We start from the raw sequence: 16,923 nt of genomic DNA, 5'->3' as shown, positions 1-16,923 counted from the left end.
CCTGCCCTCTTTCGAGCGCGACCCGCGCTCTGTCTGCGACAAGAGATAGCCCGGCATGGACGCAATGCCACTCCAACTTAATTGCTTTGACGCAATCTCGATTCTGCTGTTATCGTCCTCTCCCGGAACGTCCGACAAATCCGGTTTAACCGCAACGACTTACGCTTTGACGACGACTCGGGGAGCAGCATGGCCGAGCCTTTCAAGAACCTCGCCTGGGACGACTTCCGGCTGATCAAGGCGGTGGCGGACGCCAAGGGCCTGCCTTCCGCCGCCGCCTCGATGGGGGTGAACCACTCCACGGTGTTCCGGCGGCTCAAGCAGATCGAGGAGCAGCTCGGCACGCTGCTGTTCGAGCGCCACCGCACCGGCTACGCGCTGACCCCGGCCGGCGAGGAGATGGTGGCGCTCGCCAACCGCCTCGACGAGGAGATCACCGCGGTCGGGCGCAAGCTCGCCGGCCGCGAGCCCGCCCCCTCGGGCGAATTGCGGGTGACGACGCCGGATTCGCTACTCATCCATCTACTGATGCCGATGCTGGCGACCTTCCGGGAGCGCTATCCCGAGGTGCGGCTCGACATCGTGCTGAGCAACCAGCCGCTGAACCTGTCCAAGCGCGACGCCGACGTCGCGGTGCGCGCCACCGACAACCCGCCGGAAAACCTCGTCGGCCGGCGCGTCGCGCGCATCGCCTGGGCGCTCTACGGGCGCGCCGCCGATTTCCCCGAGCCCGGCGAGGTGTCGCCCGAACTGCTCGACCAGCGCAACTGGGTGTCGCTGGGCGACAGCCTCGGGGCGCTGAAGACGGTGAAGTTCGTGCAGGAGAACGTGCCGCAGGAGAAGGTAGCCTACAAGATCAACAGCGTGCTCGGGCTCGCCGAGGCGGTGGAAGCGGGAATCGGCATCGGCCATCTTCCCTGCCTGATCGGCGATGCGCGCCCTGCCCTCGTGCGGCTCGGCCCGCCCGACGACGATTACGCCGCCGATCTGTGGCTGCTGACCCATCCGGACCTGCGCCACTCGCCGCGCGTGCGCGCCTTCCTCGACTTCATCGCCGGGGAGATTACGCGGCACCGCCGTTTCATCGAGGGACAGATCAACCTGCCGGCCGAGCCGGAGGGTGGTGCCGCTACGGCTTGAGGCGCGCCAGAAGCTGGTCGCGCACGCGGGTGATCTCGCCGGTGAGTTCGCCGATCGCCTGCGGGTCGCGGCCGAGGCACTGGCCCATTTCTTCCGGGATGCGGCCGGCTTCCTTGCGCAGCGCCCGCCCCTTCTCGGTGAGATGGATACGCACCTGCCGCTCGTCGGCGGAATCGCGCACCCGCCGCACCAGCCCGGCGGCTTCCAGCCGCTTGAGCAGCGGGGTGAGGGTGTTGGTCTCCAGCAGCACCCGCTCGCCGATCTGGCCGACGGTCAGCCCGTCCTGCGTCCACAGCGTGACCATGGCGACATATTGCGGATAGGTCAGGCCGACCCGATCCAGCAGCGGCTTGTAGACGCGGTTGAAGGCGTGGTTGGCCGAATAGACGGCGAAGCAGAGGAATTCCTCGAGCTTCAATGTATCGTCGGTGCTGGACATGCCGGGACCAAGAGTGCCTAGGTCGGGCACCGTGCCCCTTGCGCGCCGCGACGACAAGCGGGTTTTTGCGTAAGCTCGGACGCCCTGCCGGCTACCGGCCTTGCCGGGCGGCTGTCGGGGTTGTTTGAAGATGGCGACGCGCTCCTCTATAGCAACGCGAGCGCGTCATTCGGGGGAAGTGTGCTGATGTCGGGAGGAGCCGCGACGACCAGGCCGGGCGGCCTGAGCGAGCCGGGGACGCTCGCCGACCTGAGCCCGACCGGCCGCCGCTCGGCGCGGCTGCGGTTGCGCGCCGCCTGGATGTACTATGTCGAGGGCATGACGCAGAGCGCCATCGCCGACGCGCTCGACATCGGCCGCGTGACGGTGGTGCGCCTGCTCGCCGATGCCCGCCAGCTCAACGAGGTGAAGATTTCGCTCAGCCGCGAGATCGCCGAGCTGCCGCGCCTCGAAATGGGGCTTCAGAAGGCGTTCGGCCTGCGCGAGGCAGTGGTGGCGCCGCTCTCCGGCCCGCTCGCCGACCCGACCAGCGCCATCGGCGCGGCCACCGGCCAGTTCATCTCCGACTTCATCCGCTCCGACATGAAGATCGGCTTCGGCTGGGGCCGCACGCTGATGCGCGCGCTCGGCTTCATCGACGAGAAGACGGTGTCCAACCTTTCGGTCATCTCGCTGCTCGGCGGCATCACCAAGGCCAAGCAGTACAACCCGTCCGAATTCGCCTGGCAGCTCTCGCGCCTGTTCCAGGCCGACTGCCACCTCATCGCCGCCCCCGCCATCGTCGACAGCATCGAGACCAAGCGGGCCCTGATCGAGCGCTGCGGCCTCGGCACGGTCTACAACCTCGCCCGCGACATGGACGCGGTGGTGCTCAGCGTCGGCGCGATGGACGAGGAGAGCACCTCGCTGCGCTTCGGCTTCTTCTCCGATGCCGACTGGGCCTCGCTGGTCGCCGCCGGCGCCGTCGGCGACGTCTGCTACAACTTCATCGACATCGAGGGGCGCCCGGTCGACCACCCGATCAATACCCGCGTGATGTCGATCCCGATCGAGACGCTGCAGGCGACGCCCGAGCGCATCCTCACCTCGGGCGGGCCGGGCAAGACCCGGGCGGCGGTGGCGGCGCTGCGCATGCTGCGGCCGACCGTGTTCATCACCGACGAGGTAACGGCGAGCGCGGTACTGGAAGAGGTCGGCGCCGACTACTGATTGCGGAATGGCGGGACGGACGCTTCGCCGCTATTTGCCTTGGAACAAATGTCGAGTACCGAAGAAGGGTGACGCATTAGCCGAAAGGCGAAGGCGGGCCTCAAGGAAGGGTTGAGCGTATGCTCGGTGCAAGCGGGATCGTGCGGACGGGGATCGCCGCCGAACTGGAACAATGGACCGCCAAGCACGGGCCGGTGACGATCGGGCTCGCCGGCGCCGGCCAGATGGGCACCGACCTCATCGTGCAGGCCGCCCTGATGCCGGGCGTGCGCATCGGCGCCGTGACCGAGCTTAACGCGCAGGCCGCCATCGACGCCGCGCTGATGGCCGGCCACCGCCGCGAGGACATCGTCTCCGCCTCCTCCCCGAGCCAGATCGACCGCGCCATCGAAGCCGGGCATTTCGTCATCACCGACGATTACCGCTCCATGTGCGCGAGCGGGCGCATCGACGTGGTGATCGACGCCACCGGCAGCCCGAACATCGGCACGCTGGTCTCGCTGGAGGCGATCCGCAACGGCAAGCATGTGGTGCTGCTGAGCGTGGAGGCCGACATCACCATCGGCCGCTTCCTCAAGCAGGAGGCGCGCGCCGCCGGCGTGGTGCTGACAGGCGCGGCGGGCGACGAGCCGGCCGCCACCGTCGAGCTGATCGGCTTCGCCCAGTCGCTCGGCTTCGAGATCATCTGCGCCGGCAAGGCGAAGAACAACGCCTTCAAGCCCGACGCCGTGCCCGACGAGTTCGTCGAGGAGGCGAAGGCGCGCAACATGAATCCGCGCATGCTGGTGGAGTTCGTCGACGGCTCCAAGACCATGGTGGAGATGACGGCGCTCGCCAACGCCACCGGCCTGGTGCCGGACGTGCCGGGCATGCACGGGCCGGCCGCCGACAAGGATGTGCTGGCGCAGGTTCTGTGCACGAAGGAGGATGGCGGCATCCTCTCGCGCCCGGGGGTGGTCGACTTCACGCTGGGCAAAGGCGTGGCGCCGGGCGTGTTCTGCATCGTCAAGCCGCGCCATCCGCGCGTGCTGGAGCGCATGACCGACCTCAAGGTGGGGCCGGGCCCGTGCTTCGCGCTCATCCGCCCCTATCACCTGACCAGCCTCGAAGTGCCGCTCTCGGCGGTGCGCGCCGTGCTGCACGGCACGCCCGACATGGAGGTGCTGGACCATCCGGTGGCCGAGTGCACGGCGGTCGCCAAGCGCGACCTCAAGCCGGGCGACACGCTGGGCCGGATCGGCGAGTACGATTATCGTGGCTACACCATGAGCTGGCGCGACGCGCGCGACAGCTTCGCCCTGCCGCTGGGCCTCGCCGAGCGGGCGAAGGTGCTCAAGCCGGTCAAGGCCGGCGAGCGGCTGACCTATGACAACTGCCTGCCGGACGAGCAGCTCATCGTCACGCAGATCCGCCGCCGGCTGGACCAGTCCGACGCACAGTTCCTGGCGGCGTAGGCGGCTGTCGGCCGCCTCGCACGTCGCACCTCACGCTGCACATCGTGGATGCCCGGCCTGAAGCCGGGCCCGACGACGTTCGGAGGCGTCAGGCGCTGCCGGGAGGGGAGTTGGCAAGGGTGGTGAAACGGGCATCGGCGAGGCGCGCCTCGGCCTCGGCCAGCGCCTCGGCGAGCTGGCGCACCTGGGCGGGATCGAGCACGAGCTGGAGCGCGGGCACCGGCTCGCCGGGCTTGGGCGGCGCGGTGCCGATCTCGATGCGCAGCCCCACCTTCTCGGCGCCGAACAAAGCAGTGGTGAAGGCCTGCATCGGCCACACCTTCAGATGCCCCTTGTCGTCCTTTTCCCAATCGTCGAACCGGCCGACCATGGCGGCTGCCTCCTCGCTGTCGATGTCGCTTCCGGCGCGGCGCGCCGTCCTCCCGCCGGTCTAGCACCGAACGGGGCGCGCGCGACAGACCGGGAGCCGGGGAGCCGGCGCCTCAATGGAAGTCGCGCGAGCGGGGCAGGATGCGCACCTGCCGGGGATGGCCCTGACCGGAACGCCGGCCGGCGAGCAGATGCCCGGCCGGCGGGGTGCCCTGTTCACCCGGAACCTCCTTCGCCGGTGCTCCCCGCACGCGCTCGTCGCGGCCGGGATCGACCTGCGGGGGCGGCAGATGGCGCGGATCCTCGAACAGGCGGCCGAGCTCGGCGGTGCGGTCGACGACGCGCTCGCCCATGACATGGACAACTCCGTCGCGGCTCTTCTGCACCCGCCCCTCCACCACGACGAGGCGCGCGCCCATCACCTGCGCCCGGTAGCGCTCGAACTGGCGGGTCCAGAGCAGCACGTTGACGATGCCGGTCTCGTCCTCCAGCGTCATGAAGATGGCGTTGCCCTTGCCGGGCCGCTGGCGCACCAGCACCACGCCGGCCGTGCGCACGAAGGCGCCGTCGCGCAGGCGCCCCACCTCGACGCTGGAGGCGACGCCCTCAGCGGCGAAGAGCGCGCGCAGCATGCCCATCGGATGGCCCTTCAGCGAGAGGCGCGTCGTCTGGTAGTCGACCGCGATCTGCTCGGGCAGCGGCATCAGCGGCAGATGCGCGTCGGCGTCCTCGCCGAGTTCGCGCGCGTCGGCCGCCGCGAAGAGCGGCAGCGGCGCGTCGTCCGGCAGCCGGCGCACCGCCCAGGCCGCCTCGCGCCGGTCGAGCCCGATGGAGCCGAAGGCGTCGGCATCGGCGAGCCGGGCCAGCGCCGCCGCCGGCAGGCCGGTGCGGCGGGCCAGCGTCTCGATGTCGGCGAAGAAGCCACCCGCCCGCGCGAGGGTGAGCTGTTCGCTCCATGCCGTGCTGAACCCGTCGAGCTGGCGCAGGCCGAGCCGCAGGGCGAGCGGCACGCCGGGCGCGTCGCGCTCCAGCGTGTTGTCGTGAAAGCTGTAATTGACGTCGGGTGGGCGGATCTCCACCCCATGCTCGCGGGCGTCGCGCACGATCTGCGCCGGGGCATAGAAGCCCATCGGCTGGGCGTTGAGCAGCGCCGCCGCGAAGATCGCGGGGTAGCGACATTTGAGGAAGGCGGAGATGTAGACCAGCTTGGCGAAGGAGGCGGCGTGGCTCTCCGGGAAGCCATATTCGCCGAAGCCCTTGATCTGCTCGAAGCAGCGCTCGGCGAAAGCGCGCTCATAGCCGCGCGCCACCATGCCCTCCACCAGCTTGCCGCGGAAGCCGCCGATGGTGCCGGGGTTGCGGAAGGTCGCCATGGCGCGGCGGATCTGGTTGGCCTCTTCCGAGGTGAATTTCGCCGCCGTCATGGCGAGCTGCATCGCCTGTTCCTGGAACAGCGGCACGCCGAGCGTGCGCGAGAGCACGCCCAATAGCTCGTCGGGATCGTGCGGCGGCCTGGGCGAGGGATAGGTGACGGGCTCGCTGCCCTCGCGCCGGCGCAGATAGGGGTGCACCATGTTGCCCTGGATCGGGCCGGGGCGGACGATGGCGACCTGGATGACGAGATCGTAGAGCCGGCGCGGCTTCAGGCGCGGCAGCATGTTGATCTGCGCCCGGCTCTCCACTTGGAAGACGCCGATGGAATCGCCCGCGCACAGCATGTCGTAGACGTCCGGCTGCTCCTTCGGCACCTCGGCGAGGCCCCAGTCGATCTCCTCATGGGCGCGCAGCAGGTCGAGCGCCTTGCGGATGCAGGTGAGCATGCCGAGCGCCAGCACGTCGACCTTGAGCAGGCCGAGCGTGTCGATGTCGTCCTTGTCCCATTCGATGAAGGTGCGCTCCTTCATCGCCGCATTGCCGATCGGCACCGTCTCGTCGAGCCGGTTCTGGGTCAGCACGAAGCCGCCGACATGCTGGGAAAGATGGCGGGGATAGCCGAGCAGGCGGGCCGCCAGGACAAGGGCGCGCGCGACCATGGGATTGCCGGGGTCGAGCCCGGCCTCGTGGGCCTGGCTGTGCTTGATGTCGCGGCCCCAGCTTCCCCACACCGTGCCGGCAAGGCGCGCGGTGACATCCTCGGTGAGGCCGAGCGCCTTGCCGACGTCGCGCATGGCGCTTTTCGGGCGGTAGGAGATGACGGTGGCGACGATGCCGGCGCGGTGCCGGCCATAGCGCTCATAGATGTACTGGATCACCTCCTCGCGCCGCTCATGCTCGAAATCGACGTCGATGTCGGGCGGCTCGCCGCGGTCCCGCGACAGGAAGCGGGAAAACAGCAGGTTGCTGCTCGCCGGGTCCACGGCGGTGATGCCGAGCACGTAGCAGACGGCGGAATTCGCCGCCGAGCCGCGGCCCTGGCACAGGATGCCCTCCTTCTCGGCGAAATCGACGATGTCGCGGATGGTGAGGAAATAGGAGGCGTAGCCGAGCTCGCCGATGAGGTCGAGCTCGGTCCTGAGCTGCGCCGCCACCTTGTCTGGAACGCCGCCGGGATAGCGCACGACCGCCCGCTGCCAGGTCAGCTCCTCCAGCCGGGATTGCGCCGTATGGCCCGGCGGCACCGGTTCCTCGGGATATTCATATTTCAGCTGGTCCAGGCGGAAGTCGATACGGGCGAGATAGGCCGCGCTCTCCTCCACCGCCTCCGGCGCGTCGCGGAACAGGCGGGCCATCTCCTCCGGCGGCTTGAGGTGGCGCTCGGCATTGGCTTCCAGAAGCCGGCCCGCCGCCTCGATGCTCACGCCCTCGCGGATGCAGGTGAGCACGTCCTGCAGGTCGCGCTGGTCGGGGTGATGGTAGAGCGCGTCATTGGTGGCGAGCAGCGGCACGCCGGCATCGCCCGCCAGTACCTTCAGCGCCGCCAGCCGCAGGCGGTCGTCCCCGCGCCGGCCCATGGTGGCGCCGAGCCAGAGCGAGCCGGGCGCCGCCGCGTCGAGATCGGCGAGACGCGGGGCAAGCGTCGCCAGATTGTTAGCCGGCATATCATCTGGCGGCATCACGATCAGCGAGAGGCCGCGCGCATCGGCGACGAGATCGTCGAGCGCGAGCCGGCAGGTGCCCTTGGCGCCGCGCAGATTGCCCTTGGTGAGCAGGCGGCACAGCCGGCCCCAGCCGCCGCGGTCCTGCGCGTGGGCGACGATATCCGGCGTGCCATCGGCGAAGACCAGCCGCGCGCCCACTGCGAGGGTGAAGGGTAGCTCGGGATCGCGGCCGGCCGCGGCCGCCGCCTGCGCCCGCGCCCGCAGGAAACCGGTGAGCGGGTCGTCCTTCCCGGCGCCGGTATCGCCCGCACCCGCCCGGGCGGCGGCCCACAGAGCGGCATAGGTCGCGCGCGCCTCCTTCAGCGCCGCATGGACGCGCACGACGCCGGCCACCGTGTTGCGGTCGGCGATGCCCAGCCCCGCATGGCCGAGCCGCAGCGCCTGCGTCACCATCTCCTGCGCCGTGGAGGCGCCGCGCAGGAAGGAGAAGTTGGAGGCGGCCACCATCTCGGCGAAAAAGGGCGTGCCCGGCAGGGGTTTCACGGCATCGCCCTCACGGAAACAACCCGTGCACGAACCAGCGCGGGGCGTCGGAGATCCCTTCCTCATGTCCCGGCGCGGGCTCGCGCCCCGGCGCCCGGCCGCGCTCGTAGAAGCCGGCGCGGAACAGCCAGAAGCGCCGCCCCTCGCGGTTTTCCACCCGGTAATAATCGCGCGTCGGCGCGCCCTCCCCCATGGGGCGCCAGTCGCGCCACCATTCCGGGGCGATACGCTCGGGTCCCTCGGCGCGGGCGACCTCATGCACCACGCGCCGCCAGCGGAAGCGTAGCGGCGGGCCGTCCGGCACCTCGGCCAGCGCCTCGACCGGCTGGGGCGGATCAAACAGGGTCAACGGACGCGGCCGCCCCTCCGCGCGCGCCGGGGCGGGACGGCGGGCGGAGGGGATGGCGGGCGGATCGGCCGCCGGCACCAGCGTGCTGGCGCGGTCGGGGTCGTGGGTGTCGCGCGCGAGGAAGCGCAGCACCCGCTCGCGGCCGAGGCGCACGGCGAGCCGGTCGATCAGCGCGGCGACCTCCTCCTCCTCCACCGCGCGCCCGTCGAGACTGACCTGCGCGGGGGTGAGCGGCTCGGCGCGCAGCACGGCAAGGCGCACGAGGTCGAAGCCGAAGCCGGGATCGACGGGATCGGCCAGCGTGTCGAGACGCTCGCGGTAGAGCCGGCGCAGCGCGCGGGAATCGCGCGAGGGGCGCGCGGTCTCCACAGTGAGCCGGCGCACCGCGCCGTCGGCGCGGAAGAAGCTGGCCTCGAAGGCCCGCCCGCCCTCGCCACGCGCCTCCAGCATCAGCGCGAGGTCGTCAGCCAGCAAGCCGAGCGTCGCCTCGATATCCTCGGCGCGGGCGATAGGCTCGGGAAAGCGCCGCTCGGCGATGGCCGCCGGCAGCGGCCGGCGCGGCACGATGCGCACATCCTCAAGCCCCTGCGTGCGCGCGAGCCGCACCAGCAGTTCCATGCCGAAGCGGGCGGCGAGCGGGGTGCCGGGACGGGCGGCGAGGTCGCCTATGGTCTTGAGCCCGGCGCGCGACAGGCCGGTGACCGCCGCCTCGCCGATGCCGAGCCGGGCAACGGGCAGGCCGGCAACCGCCGCCGCCTCGCCGCCCGGAGCGACGATGCCGCCGGCACCGGCGCGCACCAGCGCCCGCGCCGCGTCCGGCGTGCCGGCAACCACCGCGCCGGCACCGACGCCGTGCCCCTTCAGATGGGCCAGAAGGCGCGCGCGCATGTCGGCCTCGCCGCCGAACAGATGCGCGCAGCCGGTGATGTCGAGCACCAGCCCGTCCGTCCCGTCGAGCGCCACCAGCGGCGTCCAGCGGTCGCAATCATCCGCGATCCTTTCGAGGAAGGCGGCATCGGCGACAGGGTCGTGGTCGACGACGGCGAGATCGGGCACGCGGGCGCGGGCATCCGCCAGCGTCAGCCCGGGCGCGAGACCGCAGCGGCGCGCGGCGCGGTCGACGGCGGCGAGGCGCAGCGCGTTCTGCGCCTTCTTGACGAAGACCAGCGGGGCGGGCGCGAAAGGATCGCCCGCGCACGCATCGCCCGCCTGCGGGGCGCCCGGCCGCGAGGCGCCGCCGGCCGTCTCAGCCGGTACGGCGGAGCGCGACGATCTCCCCGCCCCCCGCCGGCGCCGCAGCCGCTCCAGCCGGTCCGCCGGCAGGAACGGGAACCACAGCGCGAGGTAGCGCGGCGAGGTCGCGGAAGGAAGATGTCTCACGATCCCACTCCAGATTCCATGTGCCGCCCTCGACCGGCCGGGAGCCCTCCCCGCCCCGGTGGCGCAGCAGCGTGACGGCGAAGGCCGGACGTCCCGGCGCGCCGGCCGCGCGCTCCAGCCCGGACGGCACCGAGGCGGCGGGCGCCACCCGCCAGCGTGTCGCCACCGCGCTCGGCGCGGCCCGGGCGACGGCGTGCAGGAGAAAGGCGGTGACGCCCGAGGACGCCGCGCGCAGCGACAGCCGCCGCGTCGCGGTGAGGTCGAGCGCCTTCGGCTCGCCCCAGGGCTCGATGACGAGCCCGCCCAGCCCGGGGCAGCGCACCGCGTCGCCCGCCGCGCGCAGCACCGCCTCCGCATCGGACGCGCGCACCAGGATCAGCCGGGCAGGATCGAAGCCGAGGGTCGCAAGGCCGGGGGCGTCGAGCCGGCCGAGCTCGACATCGGCAAGGTCCTGCCGCACCCAGAGGATCGGCCGGGCCGGCGCCCCCGCTCCCTGCCGGCCGGCATCGGCGGCACGGAGCGCCAGCGCCAGCGTGAAGCCGGTGGCGGCGGGCAGGTCGGCGGCGCGCACGGCCTGCACCTCGTGCAGCGCGCCGCAGGCGAGGCGGGCGCCGTTCGCCTCCGGCCCTTCGGCGCCGAGGGAGAAGGCGGCGGCGGCGCCGGGCAGGCGCTCCGCCTCAAGCCCGGCGAGCCTCTGCCTCAGCGCCGCGATGTCGGAAACCGTGTCCATGCGCGCACCAACTATGTTCATGCTTTGTTCTATACACGACTCGTTCCACGCCGGGAGTCAAGACATCGGTCGGGGAACGGGAGGCGGGCGCCTCAGCCGGCGGGGCGGTGCGCCTCGCGGAAGGTCCAGACGGCATTGCCGGCATAGTGCCAGAGCACCAGCAGGCCGGTCACGACGACCTGCGCCGGCAGATAGGGCGCACCGAGCGGCCCGGTGAGCAGCGCCATCAGCAGGGCGTTCAGCGCCAGCCCGATGCCGGCGACGACGACGAATTTCGACACCGCCTCGCGGTGCGGCTTGGACGAGCGGAAGACCACGCGGCGGTTGAGCTGGTAGTTGACGAAGCCGCCGACCAGGAAGCCCGCGGTCGAACCCGCCACCGGCCCCGCCACGCCGCCCTGCACCAGGGCGATAAGCACGGCGTAATGAGCCAGCGTGCCGAGCGCGCCGAGCGCGGCGAACAGGGCGATGTGGCGCAGCCGCGCGGGAAGCCACCCCGCCCGCCACCCCGGCGCCCGCCTGTCCGCGGCCGTCTCGCCCGCTTTGCCGTTCACCATTTCCTCCTCAAGGCTTCGCCTTGGCGACCTGCGCCGTGCCGTCCTTCAGCGTGGCGACCGGCGGAGCGAGGTCGAACCCGTCCTCGTCCGACGGCGCGGCGGCCGGCGGAGCGATCGCCGACGGGACGATCGACTTGCGGTGCATCCGCATGTCGATCACCGCCGCGAGCGGAATGCCCGCGCGGCTCACGCTCGCATAAGGCAGGCCCGGCGCCCCGTCGCAGCCGACATGGCGGGCGGTGAGCAGGAAATCAGCGTCGCCCCAGTCCTCCACCACATCGAAATTCGGCCCGAGATAGGTGGAGGCCTGCACGTCCTCGGCGCAGACCGACACCGCGTAGCGCCGGCCGGCCACGCCCTCATGCGCGAGGCCCTGCTTCAGCGTGAGCGCCGCCTCGCGCAGGCTGGTCGACCAGTAGTCGCCCTCGAACCGTCCCCAGGCGCCGGCCGTGCCGCCGACGAGCTGGTTGTAGGCGACATATTCGTAAGGGTGCAGCCGCAGGAAGGTGACGACATTGAACGCGAACACGGCCAGCGCGGCGAGCGCGAAGCCCGCCCCGGCGAGGCGCCAGCGCGCGCGCAGCCCGCGCCACGCCGCCAGAAGGCCGAGCGCGGCGAGCACCGTCACCGGCGGCAGCACGAAGAGGAAATGCCGGATGCCGTTATAGAGCGGGGGATCGTCGAGCACGGCGAAGGCGATGGGCACGATGATGGCCAGCAGCAGCGGCAGGAAGCCGAGGATGCGGCGCGGATGGGCGGCACATGCGCGGCGCAGCGCCGCCAGCGCCTGCCCGCGCCGCAGCAGCGCGCCCCCCGCCACCAGCGCCGCCGCCAGCGCGGCGACGAGGCCGAGCAGGGTGATTTCCGGCAGCTTGATGAGGAGATATTCCGGCATGTAGCCCGGCGGGATGTGGTCGATGGGGTATTCCCGGCCGTTGAACAGCGTCGTCATGTCGAAGGCGAAATTGCTGAACGTCCCCATTGCCTTGAACAGGTTGGTGGGCGGCAGCATCGACCACGGCCAGGTCGCCGCCGTGATGGCGAGCGCGAGGGCCGCCGCCACCGCGATGCGCGGGGCCAGACGCAGCGGCAGCCGCCAGTCGCGCAGCAGCAGCATCCCCGCGCCGACAGACAGCACGAGGTAGAAGACGGCGAACACGCCGCCGACCCGCAGCCCGAAGGCGCAGCCGATGGCGACGCCAAGCCCGAGGGTGGAGCGCCAGCCCGGCGGCGCCGGGAACTGCACCGCGCAGGCGGTGACGAAATACAGGCTCCACACCATCGCCGCCGCGAAGGGCACGTCCTTGGTATGGGTGAACATCGCCCCGCCATACATGCCGGTGAAGGCGAGCATCAGCACGGCGAGGATGCCGGCCTTCTCGCCGCCGAGCAGCCGGGCGAGCCGCCATACGCCGATCAGCCCGACAAAGCCGCAGCCGGCCGAGAGCAGGTGGCGCCATTCATAGACGGGCAGCGGCACATAGGGCTCCAGCCCCGCCGCCACGAGGTCGAACAGCCCGCCATAGAGGTAGAGATTGATGTAGTGGAAGGCGCGGTCGTCGGTGAAGCCGCTCGCGTACCAGGCGACGAGAAGCTGCCCGTAGGTGTGCTGGACGAACTCGTCATTGCTGATGCCGTAGTCGCGGAAGGTCATGACGATCCACGCCGCGATGGCGGCAAAGACGGCAAGGCTGACCACCCGCGCGAGGGTGAGCGCGCGCCGGCCGCGCGCCGCCGACGGGGCGGCCTCGGTGGCGGTGAAGTCGGAACTGTGAAGGCTCACGGGAGAGGACCATCCGGCACGAGCGAGGACGCATGCCGCGAACCGGCATAGACGGAATCGGCGAGCGGCAGCGCCGCCGGCGGGGCGAAGCCGATCTCGTCGGCGACCAGATAGAGCGGGCGCCGCTTCACCTCGGTGAAGATCCGGCCGACATACTCGCCGATGACGCCAAGGCTGATGAGCTGGACCCCGGAGACGAACAGCATGCTCACCATGATGGTCGGGAAGCCCGGGGTGCGCACGCCGAACACCAGCGCCTCACCGATCAGGTAGAGGCCGTAGAGGCCGGAGAGGCCCGCCAGCACGACGCCGGCCAGCGACCAGACGCGCAGCGGCACCATCGAGAAGGAGGACAGCCCGTCCACCGCGTAGCGCAGCAGCCGCAGCGTGCCGAAGGAACTCTCGCCGCCGGCCCGCTCGGCCACCTCGAACTCGATCTCGTCCTGACGGAAGCCGACCCAGCTGGTGATGCCCTTCATGAAGCGGTTGCGCTCCGGCAGGGCGTTGATGGCGTCCACCACCCGGCGGTCGAACAGGCGGAAATCGCCCGCCCCCTCGGGAATCTCGACTTCGCACAGAGCGCGAAAGAACTGGTAGAAGCCGCGCGTGAACAGCCGCCGTCCGAGCGGGTCGGTCCGGCGCGAGCGGCGCACCGCGATCACCATCTGGGCGCCGCGCTGCCAGCTCTCGATCATCGCCGGGATGACCTCGGGGGGATGCTGGAGATCCGAGTCCATCAGCACCACGATGTCGCCGACCGCGGCGCGCAGACCGGCGGCCATCGCCGCCTCCTTGCCGAAATTGCGGGCGAAACGCAGCGCCTTGATCGCGGGATCGCGCTCGCCAAGCTCGGCGAGCAGGTCGAAACTGCCGTCGCGGCTGCCATCGTCGACGAAGACGAATTCGCGCCGCAGCCCGGGATAGGCGTCGAGCGCGGCGCACAGGCGCGCGTGGAGCGTCTCCAGGCAACGCGCCTCGTTATAGACCGGCACCACAATCGAGATCAGGTCGGGCAGCCGCTTGGAAGTGTTCGCCATGAATTTGATCGGATTTTACTTGATGGTTGCCTTAACGTCAGGCACGTCTGCCACGATACCGGCCGCTCACCCTTTATTTATGGTGTATCGACCTTGCGCGAAACTTGTGCAGGCGTATGAGAGGATTGTGATCTTTGTTTGTCCGAGGCATTCGAAGGAATGACAACCTGAAGCCCATAGTAATCTGCGCCGACGACTACGGACTGAGCGAGGGCGTGAGCGAGGCCATCGAGGGCCTGATCGAGCAGCGCCGCCTCTCCGCCACCGGCGCGATGACCGGGCTTGCCGGCTGGAAGCGCCGGGCCGGCGGGCTGCGGGCGCTGGTGCGCGCGCAGCCCGCCGATATCGGCCTGCATTTCACGCTGACCGGCCAGCGCCCGCTGACGCCGGCGCGGGGCCTCGCGCGCGACGGGCAGCTTCCCGCCATCGGCACGCTGATCCTGCGCGCGCTTGCCGGCGCCCTGCCGCGCGCGGCGATCCGCGACGAGCTGCGCGCCCAGCTCGACGCCTTCGAGGATGGCTGGGGGGCGCCGCCGGATTTTCTCGACGGCCACCAGCACGCCCACGCCCTGCCCGGCATCCGCGCCATCGTCGTGGAGGAACTGGCGGCGCGCTATTCCCGCCTGCCGCCCGGCCACCGGCCCTGGCTGCGCAACTGCGCCGAGCCCGCCGCCTGGGCGCGCCGCCGCCCGATCGGCCGGCGCAAGGCGATGATGATCGGCGCGCTTGCCACCGGGGCAGCGGGCGCCGCCCTCCGGGCAGGCTTTGCGGTGAATGACAGCTTTCGCGGGCTCTACGACTTCACGCCCGACCCGCCCTATCGCGAGGTGTTCCGCGCCGCGCTGGCCGGGCCGGGCGAGCGCATACTGGTGCATTGCCATCCCGGCCGGGTCGACGCGGAACTGCGCCGGCTCGACCCGCTGCTGGAGCCGCGCGAGCGCGAACTCGCCTATCTGGAATCGGAGGCCTGCGGCGAGGATCTCGCCGCCGCCGGGCTGCGCCCCGCCCGCTTCGGCGAAACGGGGACCGCCCCGGGCCCGGGCGCCGGTTAGGTGCGCGGAGGTGCCGGGCGGGGCTCGGCCTGAACGAGGCGGCCTTCCTCGGCCTTGTAGTAGTACTGGCTCGCCACCAGCCAGCCCTTGAGCGGGCGAAGCGGCGGAATGCAGGTGATGAGCAGCACCGGCAGCGTGGTGAACAGGTGCACCCAGTAGGGCGCCTGGAACGCCACTTCCAGCCACAGGCCGAAGATCACCGCCGGCACGCAGACGAAGCAGATGACGAAGAAGGCCGGGCCGTCCGCTGGGTCGGCAAAGGAATAGTCGAGCCCGCAGGATTCGCAGCGCGGCGCCAGCTTGAGGAAGCCGTCGAAGAGCCGCCCCTGCCCGCAGCGCGGGCAGCAGGCGCGCATGCCGCAGGTGAAGGGCGACAGCCGGGGATAGGACACTTCCGCGGGGGCCGGGCCGGACGAATGACGGGCAAGCATGGAAACCCTCCAGCGGCACCGGGATCGAGCGCCCCGGCAACATACGGTCATTAATTAGGAATGACAGCAGTCAATGTCAATTCAATTATCTATTGAATGTATATTGACTGCATATTGGACGAACTGGCCCGGCCGCCGTCCGGTCGCGAGGAAGGGCGTCCCGGCAGGTGCGTTCCGGCAGCGAGCGGCGTCCTGCGGTACCGGGAGGGGGACGTTAACCAATTCGGGGCATCGTTCCCCCATCGCCAAGCCGATTCGCGCCAAGCGCGATTCGCACAACCCGATTCGCACCAAATCGATTCGCCGAACACGAGTGCCCGTTTCATGAGTCCCGTTCGATGAGTAACGTCATTCCGTTCCCCGTCCGCGTCATCTCCGAGGACGAACTGGACATCGACCTCCTGACCGCCGTCGATGTCGCCATACGCGACCTGCGCGACCTCGCCTTCCGGCTGCGCGGCGACGAGACCGGCCATGAGCAGGCGCAGGAGTGCCTCGACATGCTTACCCGCGCGCTGGAAAGCGCCCGGATGCACGGCTGAAGCTCCGCCGCGCTCAGCCCAGCAGGCTGTGGAGCAGGAAAAGTCCGGCCTTGGCGAACGCCCAGACCACGCCGGACACGACGAAGAGCGAGGCCACGGCCAGGGCCATGCCGACGAGGATCCAGATCCCGTCGCGCTCCAATATGCCCAGCCCCAGAATGCAGATGGCAAGCGCCGGCAGCATGTTGCCGAGCGGGATGGGCAGCACCAGCACCACCGCCAGCACGAAGCACATCACCCCCACCAGATATTCCGCCGGCGGATGCGCCAGCACGCCGAGGCGCGGGCGCAGCAGGCGTTCGGCCTTGGCGAGCCACGGCGTCGCCTTGGCGACGAAGGCGGCGAAATCCTTGCGGGCGATCGAGCGGCGGGCGATCAGCGGCGGCAGCCAGGGCGAGCGCCCGAGCGCCAGCTGCGCGGCGAGGAAGATCAGCGGCGCCCCGAGCACGGAGGAGGTGCCGGGCGGCGTCGGCAGCACGTTGGGCAGCGCGAATACCAGCATAAGCGGCCCGAAGGCCCGCTCCTGCATCGCCTTGAGCAGGTCGCCGACCGCGATGCGCTCATGCCGCGTATCGGCGGCAATCCGGCGCAGCACGTCGGACAGGCGGACGGTCTCGTCCATGTCCGCAGCCTGGTCGGCGCCGCCAGTATTCTCGCTCGGCAGATCGGACGGCACGCGGACGTAACTCCTCCCGGGGCCCTGCGCGTGACGTCTGTCGCGAACCCTTGCCTTCAGATAGGCGCGGACTGTGACGTTCGCCAGAACGGCCGGGCCGGAACCTTCGGCCGGCGCGGTCTCTCAGGTCCAGCTGAACAGGAAGGCGCCGACCGCCAGGAGCGTGATCACCACGACGGCGATCGAGTGTTTCA

At 70.8% G+C, this 16,923-nt stretch carries 15 protein-coding genes; 5 read left to right on the top strand and 10 right to left on the bottom strand.

Annotation, left to right across the window (positions count from 1 at the left end):
- Positions 1-189: 189 nt before the first annotated feature.
- Positions 190-1,140: a LysR family transcriptional regulator gene (locus GBB76_RS14765; RefSeq protein ID WP_152304005.1), complete on the top strand. Its 951-nt coding sequence runs from the start codon at positions 190-192 to the stop codon at positions 1,138-1,140.
- On the opposite strand, the gene GBB76_RS14760 is transcribed toward GBB76_RS14765, so the two are convergent.
- Positions 1,130-1,579: a MarR family winged helix-turn-helix transcriptional regulator gene (locus GBB76_RS14760; protein WP_152304004.1), complete on the bottom strand. Its 450-nt coding sequence runs from the start codon at positions 1,577-1,579 to the stop codon at positions 1,130-1,132. The two genes, GBB76_RS14765 and GBB76_RS14760, sit on opposite strands and share 11 nt — an antisense overlap.
- A 186-nt stretch (positions 1,580-1,765) precedes the next feature.
- Here GBB76_RS14760 and GBB76_RS14755 point away from each other — a divergent pair, with 186 nt between their 5' ends.
- Positions 1,766-2,788 carry a sugar-binding transcriptional regulator gene (locus tag GBB76_RS14755; RefSeq protein WP_152304003.1) on the top strand — a complete coding sequence of 341 codons (1,023 nt, stop codon included), beginning with the start codon at positions 1,766-1,768 and terminating at the stop codon, positions 2,786-2,788.
- A 119-nt stretch (positions 2,789-2,907) separates the two neighbouring features.
- The gene (locus tag GBB76_RS14750; RefSeq protein WP_152304002.1) at positions 2,908-4,242 is read left to right on the top strand and encodes an NAD(P)H-dependent oxidoreductase; all 1,335 of its coding nucleotides are present in this window, start codon (positions 2,908-2,910) and stop codon (positions 4,240-4,242) included.
- Positions 4,243-4,330: 88 nt separating this feature from the next.
- Here the strand turns inward: GBB76_RS14750 and GBB76_RS14745 are convergent, their stop codons facing one another.
- From GBB76_RS14745 to GBB76_RS14715, 7 genes are all read right to left on the bottom strand, one after another.
- Positions 4,331-4,612: a hypothetical protein gene (locus GBB76_RS14745; RefSeq protein WP_152304001.1), complete on the bottom strand. Its 282-nt coding sequence runs from the start codon at positions 4,610-4,612 to the stop codon at positions 4,331-4,333.
- Positions 4,613-4,724: 112 nt separating this feature from the next.
- Entirely contained in the window at positions 4,725-8,156 is a 3,432-nt protein-coding gene (locus GBB76_RS14740) for an error-prone DNA polymerase (protein WP_202911243.1), read from the bottom strand.
- Positions 8,157-8,202: 46 nt separating this feature from the next.
- Positions 8,203-9,708 (bottom strand): DNA polymerase Y family protein, encoded by a 1,506-nt coding sequence (locus tag GBB76_RS14735; RefSeq protein WP_202911242.1) that lies wholly within the window; start codon positions 9,706-9,708, stop codon positions 8,203-8,205.
- Positions 9,709-9,787: 79 nt separating this feature from the next.
- Complete coding sequence (locus GBB76_RS14730; protein ID WP_246668942.1) at positions 9,788-10,672, bottom strand: ImuA family protein; 885 nt, start codon at positions 10,670-10,672, stop codon at positions 9,788-9,790.
- Between the two features lie 71 nt (positions 10,673-10,743).
- Entirely contained in the window at positions 10,744-11,205 is a 462-nt protein-coding gene (locus GBB76_RS14725) for a GtrA family protein (protein ID WP_246668941.1), read from the bottom strand.
- A 10-nt stretch (positions 11,206-11,215) separates the two neighbouring features.
- Complete coding sequence (locus GBB76_RS14720) at positions 11,216-12,991, bottom strand: glycosyltransferase family 39 protein (RefSeq protein WP_152303998.1); 1,776 nt, start codon at positions 12,989-12,991, stop codon at positions 11,216-11,218.
- On the bottom strand, positions 12,988-14,028 hold the full coding sequence (locus tag GBB76_RS14715) for a glycosyltransferase family 2 protein (RefSeq protein ID WP_152303997.1): 1,041 nt from the start codon (positions 14,026-14,028) through the stop codon (positions 12,988-12,990). The genes GBB76_RS14720 and GBB76_RS14715 overlap by 4 nt, the downstream gene beginning before the upstream one ends.
- Before the next feature lie 215 nt (positions 14,029-14,243).
- Here GBB76_RS14715 and GBB76_RS14710 point away from each other — a divergent pair, with 215 nt between their 5' ends.
- On the top strand, positions 14,244-15,080 hold the full coding sequence (locus GBB76_RS14710) for a ChbG/HpnK family deacetylase (RefSeq protein ID WP_246668940.1): 837 nt from the start codon (positions 14,244-14,246) through the stop codon (positions 15,078-15,080).
- Here GBB76_RS14710 and GBB76_RS14705 read toward each other — a convergent pair.
- Positions 15,077-15,511 carry a DUF983 domain-containing protein gene (locus GBB76_RS14705; protein WP_152303996.1) on the bottom strand — a complete coding sequence of 145 codons (435 nt, stop codon included), beginning with the start codon at positions 15,509-15,511 and terminating at the stop codon, positions 15,077-15,079. The genes GBB76_RS14710 and GBB76_RS14705 overlap by 4 nt on opposite strands.
- A 338-nt stretch (positions 15,512-15,849) precedes the next feature.
- Between GBB76_RS14705 and GBB76_RS14700 the strand changes: the two genes are divergently transcribed.
- The gene (locus GBB76_RS14700; protein ID WP_152303995.1) at positions 15,850-16,053 is read left to right on the top strand and encodes a hypothetical protein; all 204 of its coding nucleotides are present in this window, start codon (positions 15,850-15,852) and stop codon (positions 16,051-16,053) included.
- A gap of 13 nt (positions 16,054-16,066) precedes the next feature.
- Here the strand turns inward: GBB76_RS14700 and GBB76_RS14695 are convergent, their stop codons facing one another.
- Entirely contained in the window at positions 16,067-16,729 is a 663-nt protein-coding gene (locus GBB76_RS14695) for an exopolysaccharide biosynthesis protein (RefSeq protein ID WP_246668939.1), read from the bottom strand.
- Positions 16,730-16,923: the final 194 nt, after the last annotated feature.

The organism is Ancylobacter sp. TS-1, from assembly GCF_009223885.1.
GTDB lineage: Bacteria > Pseudomonadota > Alphaproteobacteria > Rhizobiales > Xanthobacteraceae > Ancylobacter.
Note: the sequence above shows the minus strand (reverse complement) of the source record. Positions and strands in the feature narration are given on the sequence as shown.

Coding starts and splice junctions, on each gene's coding strand:
- GBB76_RS14700 (WP_152303995.1), top strand. CDS start 15,850: ATGAGTAACGTCATTCCGTTCCCCGTCCGCGTCATCTCCGAGGACGAA.
- GBB76_RS14750 (WP_152304002.1), top strand. CDS start 2,908: ATGCTCGGTGCAAGCGGGATCGTGCGGACGGGGATCGCCGCCGAACTG.
- GBB76_RS14715 (WP_152303997.1), bottom strand. CDS start 14,028: ATGGCGAACACTTCCAAGCGGCTGCCCGACCTGATCTCGATTGTGGTG.
- GBB76_RS14765 (WP_152304005.1), top strand. CDS start 190: ATGGCCGAGCCTTTCAAGAACCTCGCCTGGGACGACTTCCGGCTGATC.
- GBB76_RS14760 (WP_152304004.1), bottom strand. CDS start 1,579: ATGTCCAGCACCGACGATACATTGAAGCTCGAGGAATTCCTCTGCTTC.
- GBB76_RS14745 (WP_152304001.1), bottom strand. CDS start 4,612: ATGGTCGGCCGGTTCGACGATTGGGAAAAGGACGACAAGGGGCATCTG.
- GBB76_RS14755 (WP_152304003.1), top strand. CDS start 1,766: ATGTCGGGAGGAGCCGCGACGACCAGGCCGGGCGGCCTGAGCGAGCCG.
- GBB76_RS14705 (WP_152303996.1), bottom strand. CDS start 15,511: ATGCTTGCCCGTCATTCGTCCGGCCCGGCCCCCGCGGAAGTGTCCTAT.
- GBB76_RS14730 (WP_246668942.1), bottom strand. CDS start 10,672: ATGAACATAGTTGGTGCGCGCATGGACACGGTTTCCGACATCGCGGCG.
- GBB76_RS14740 (WP_202911243.1), bottom strand. CDS start 8,156: ATGGTGGCCGCCTCCAACTTCTCCTTCCTGCGCGGCGCCTCCACGGCG.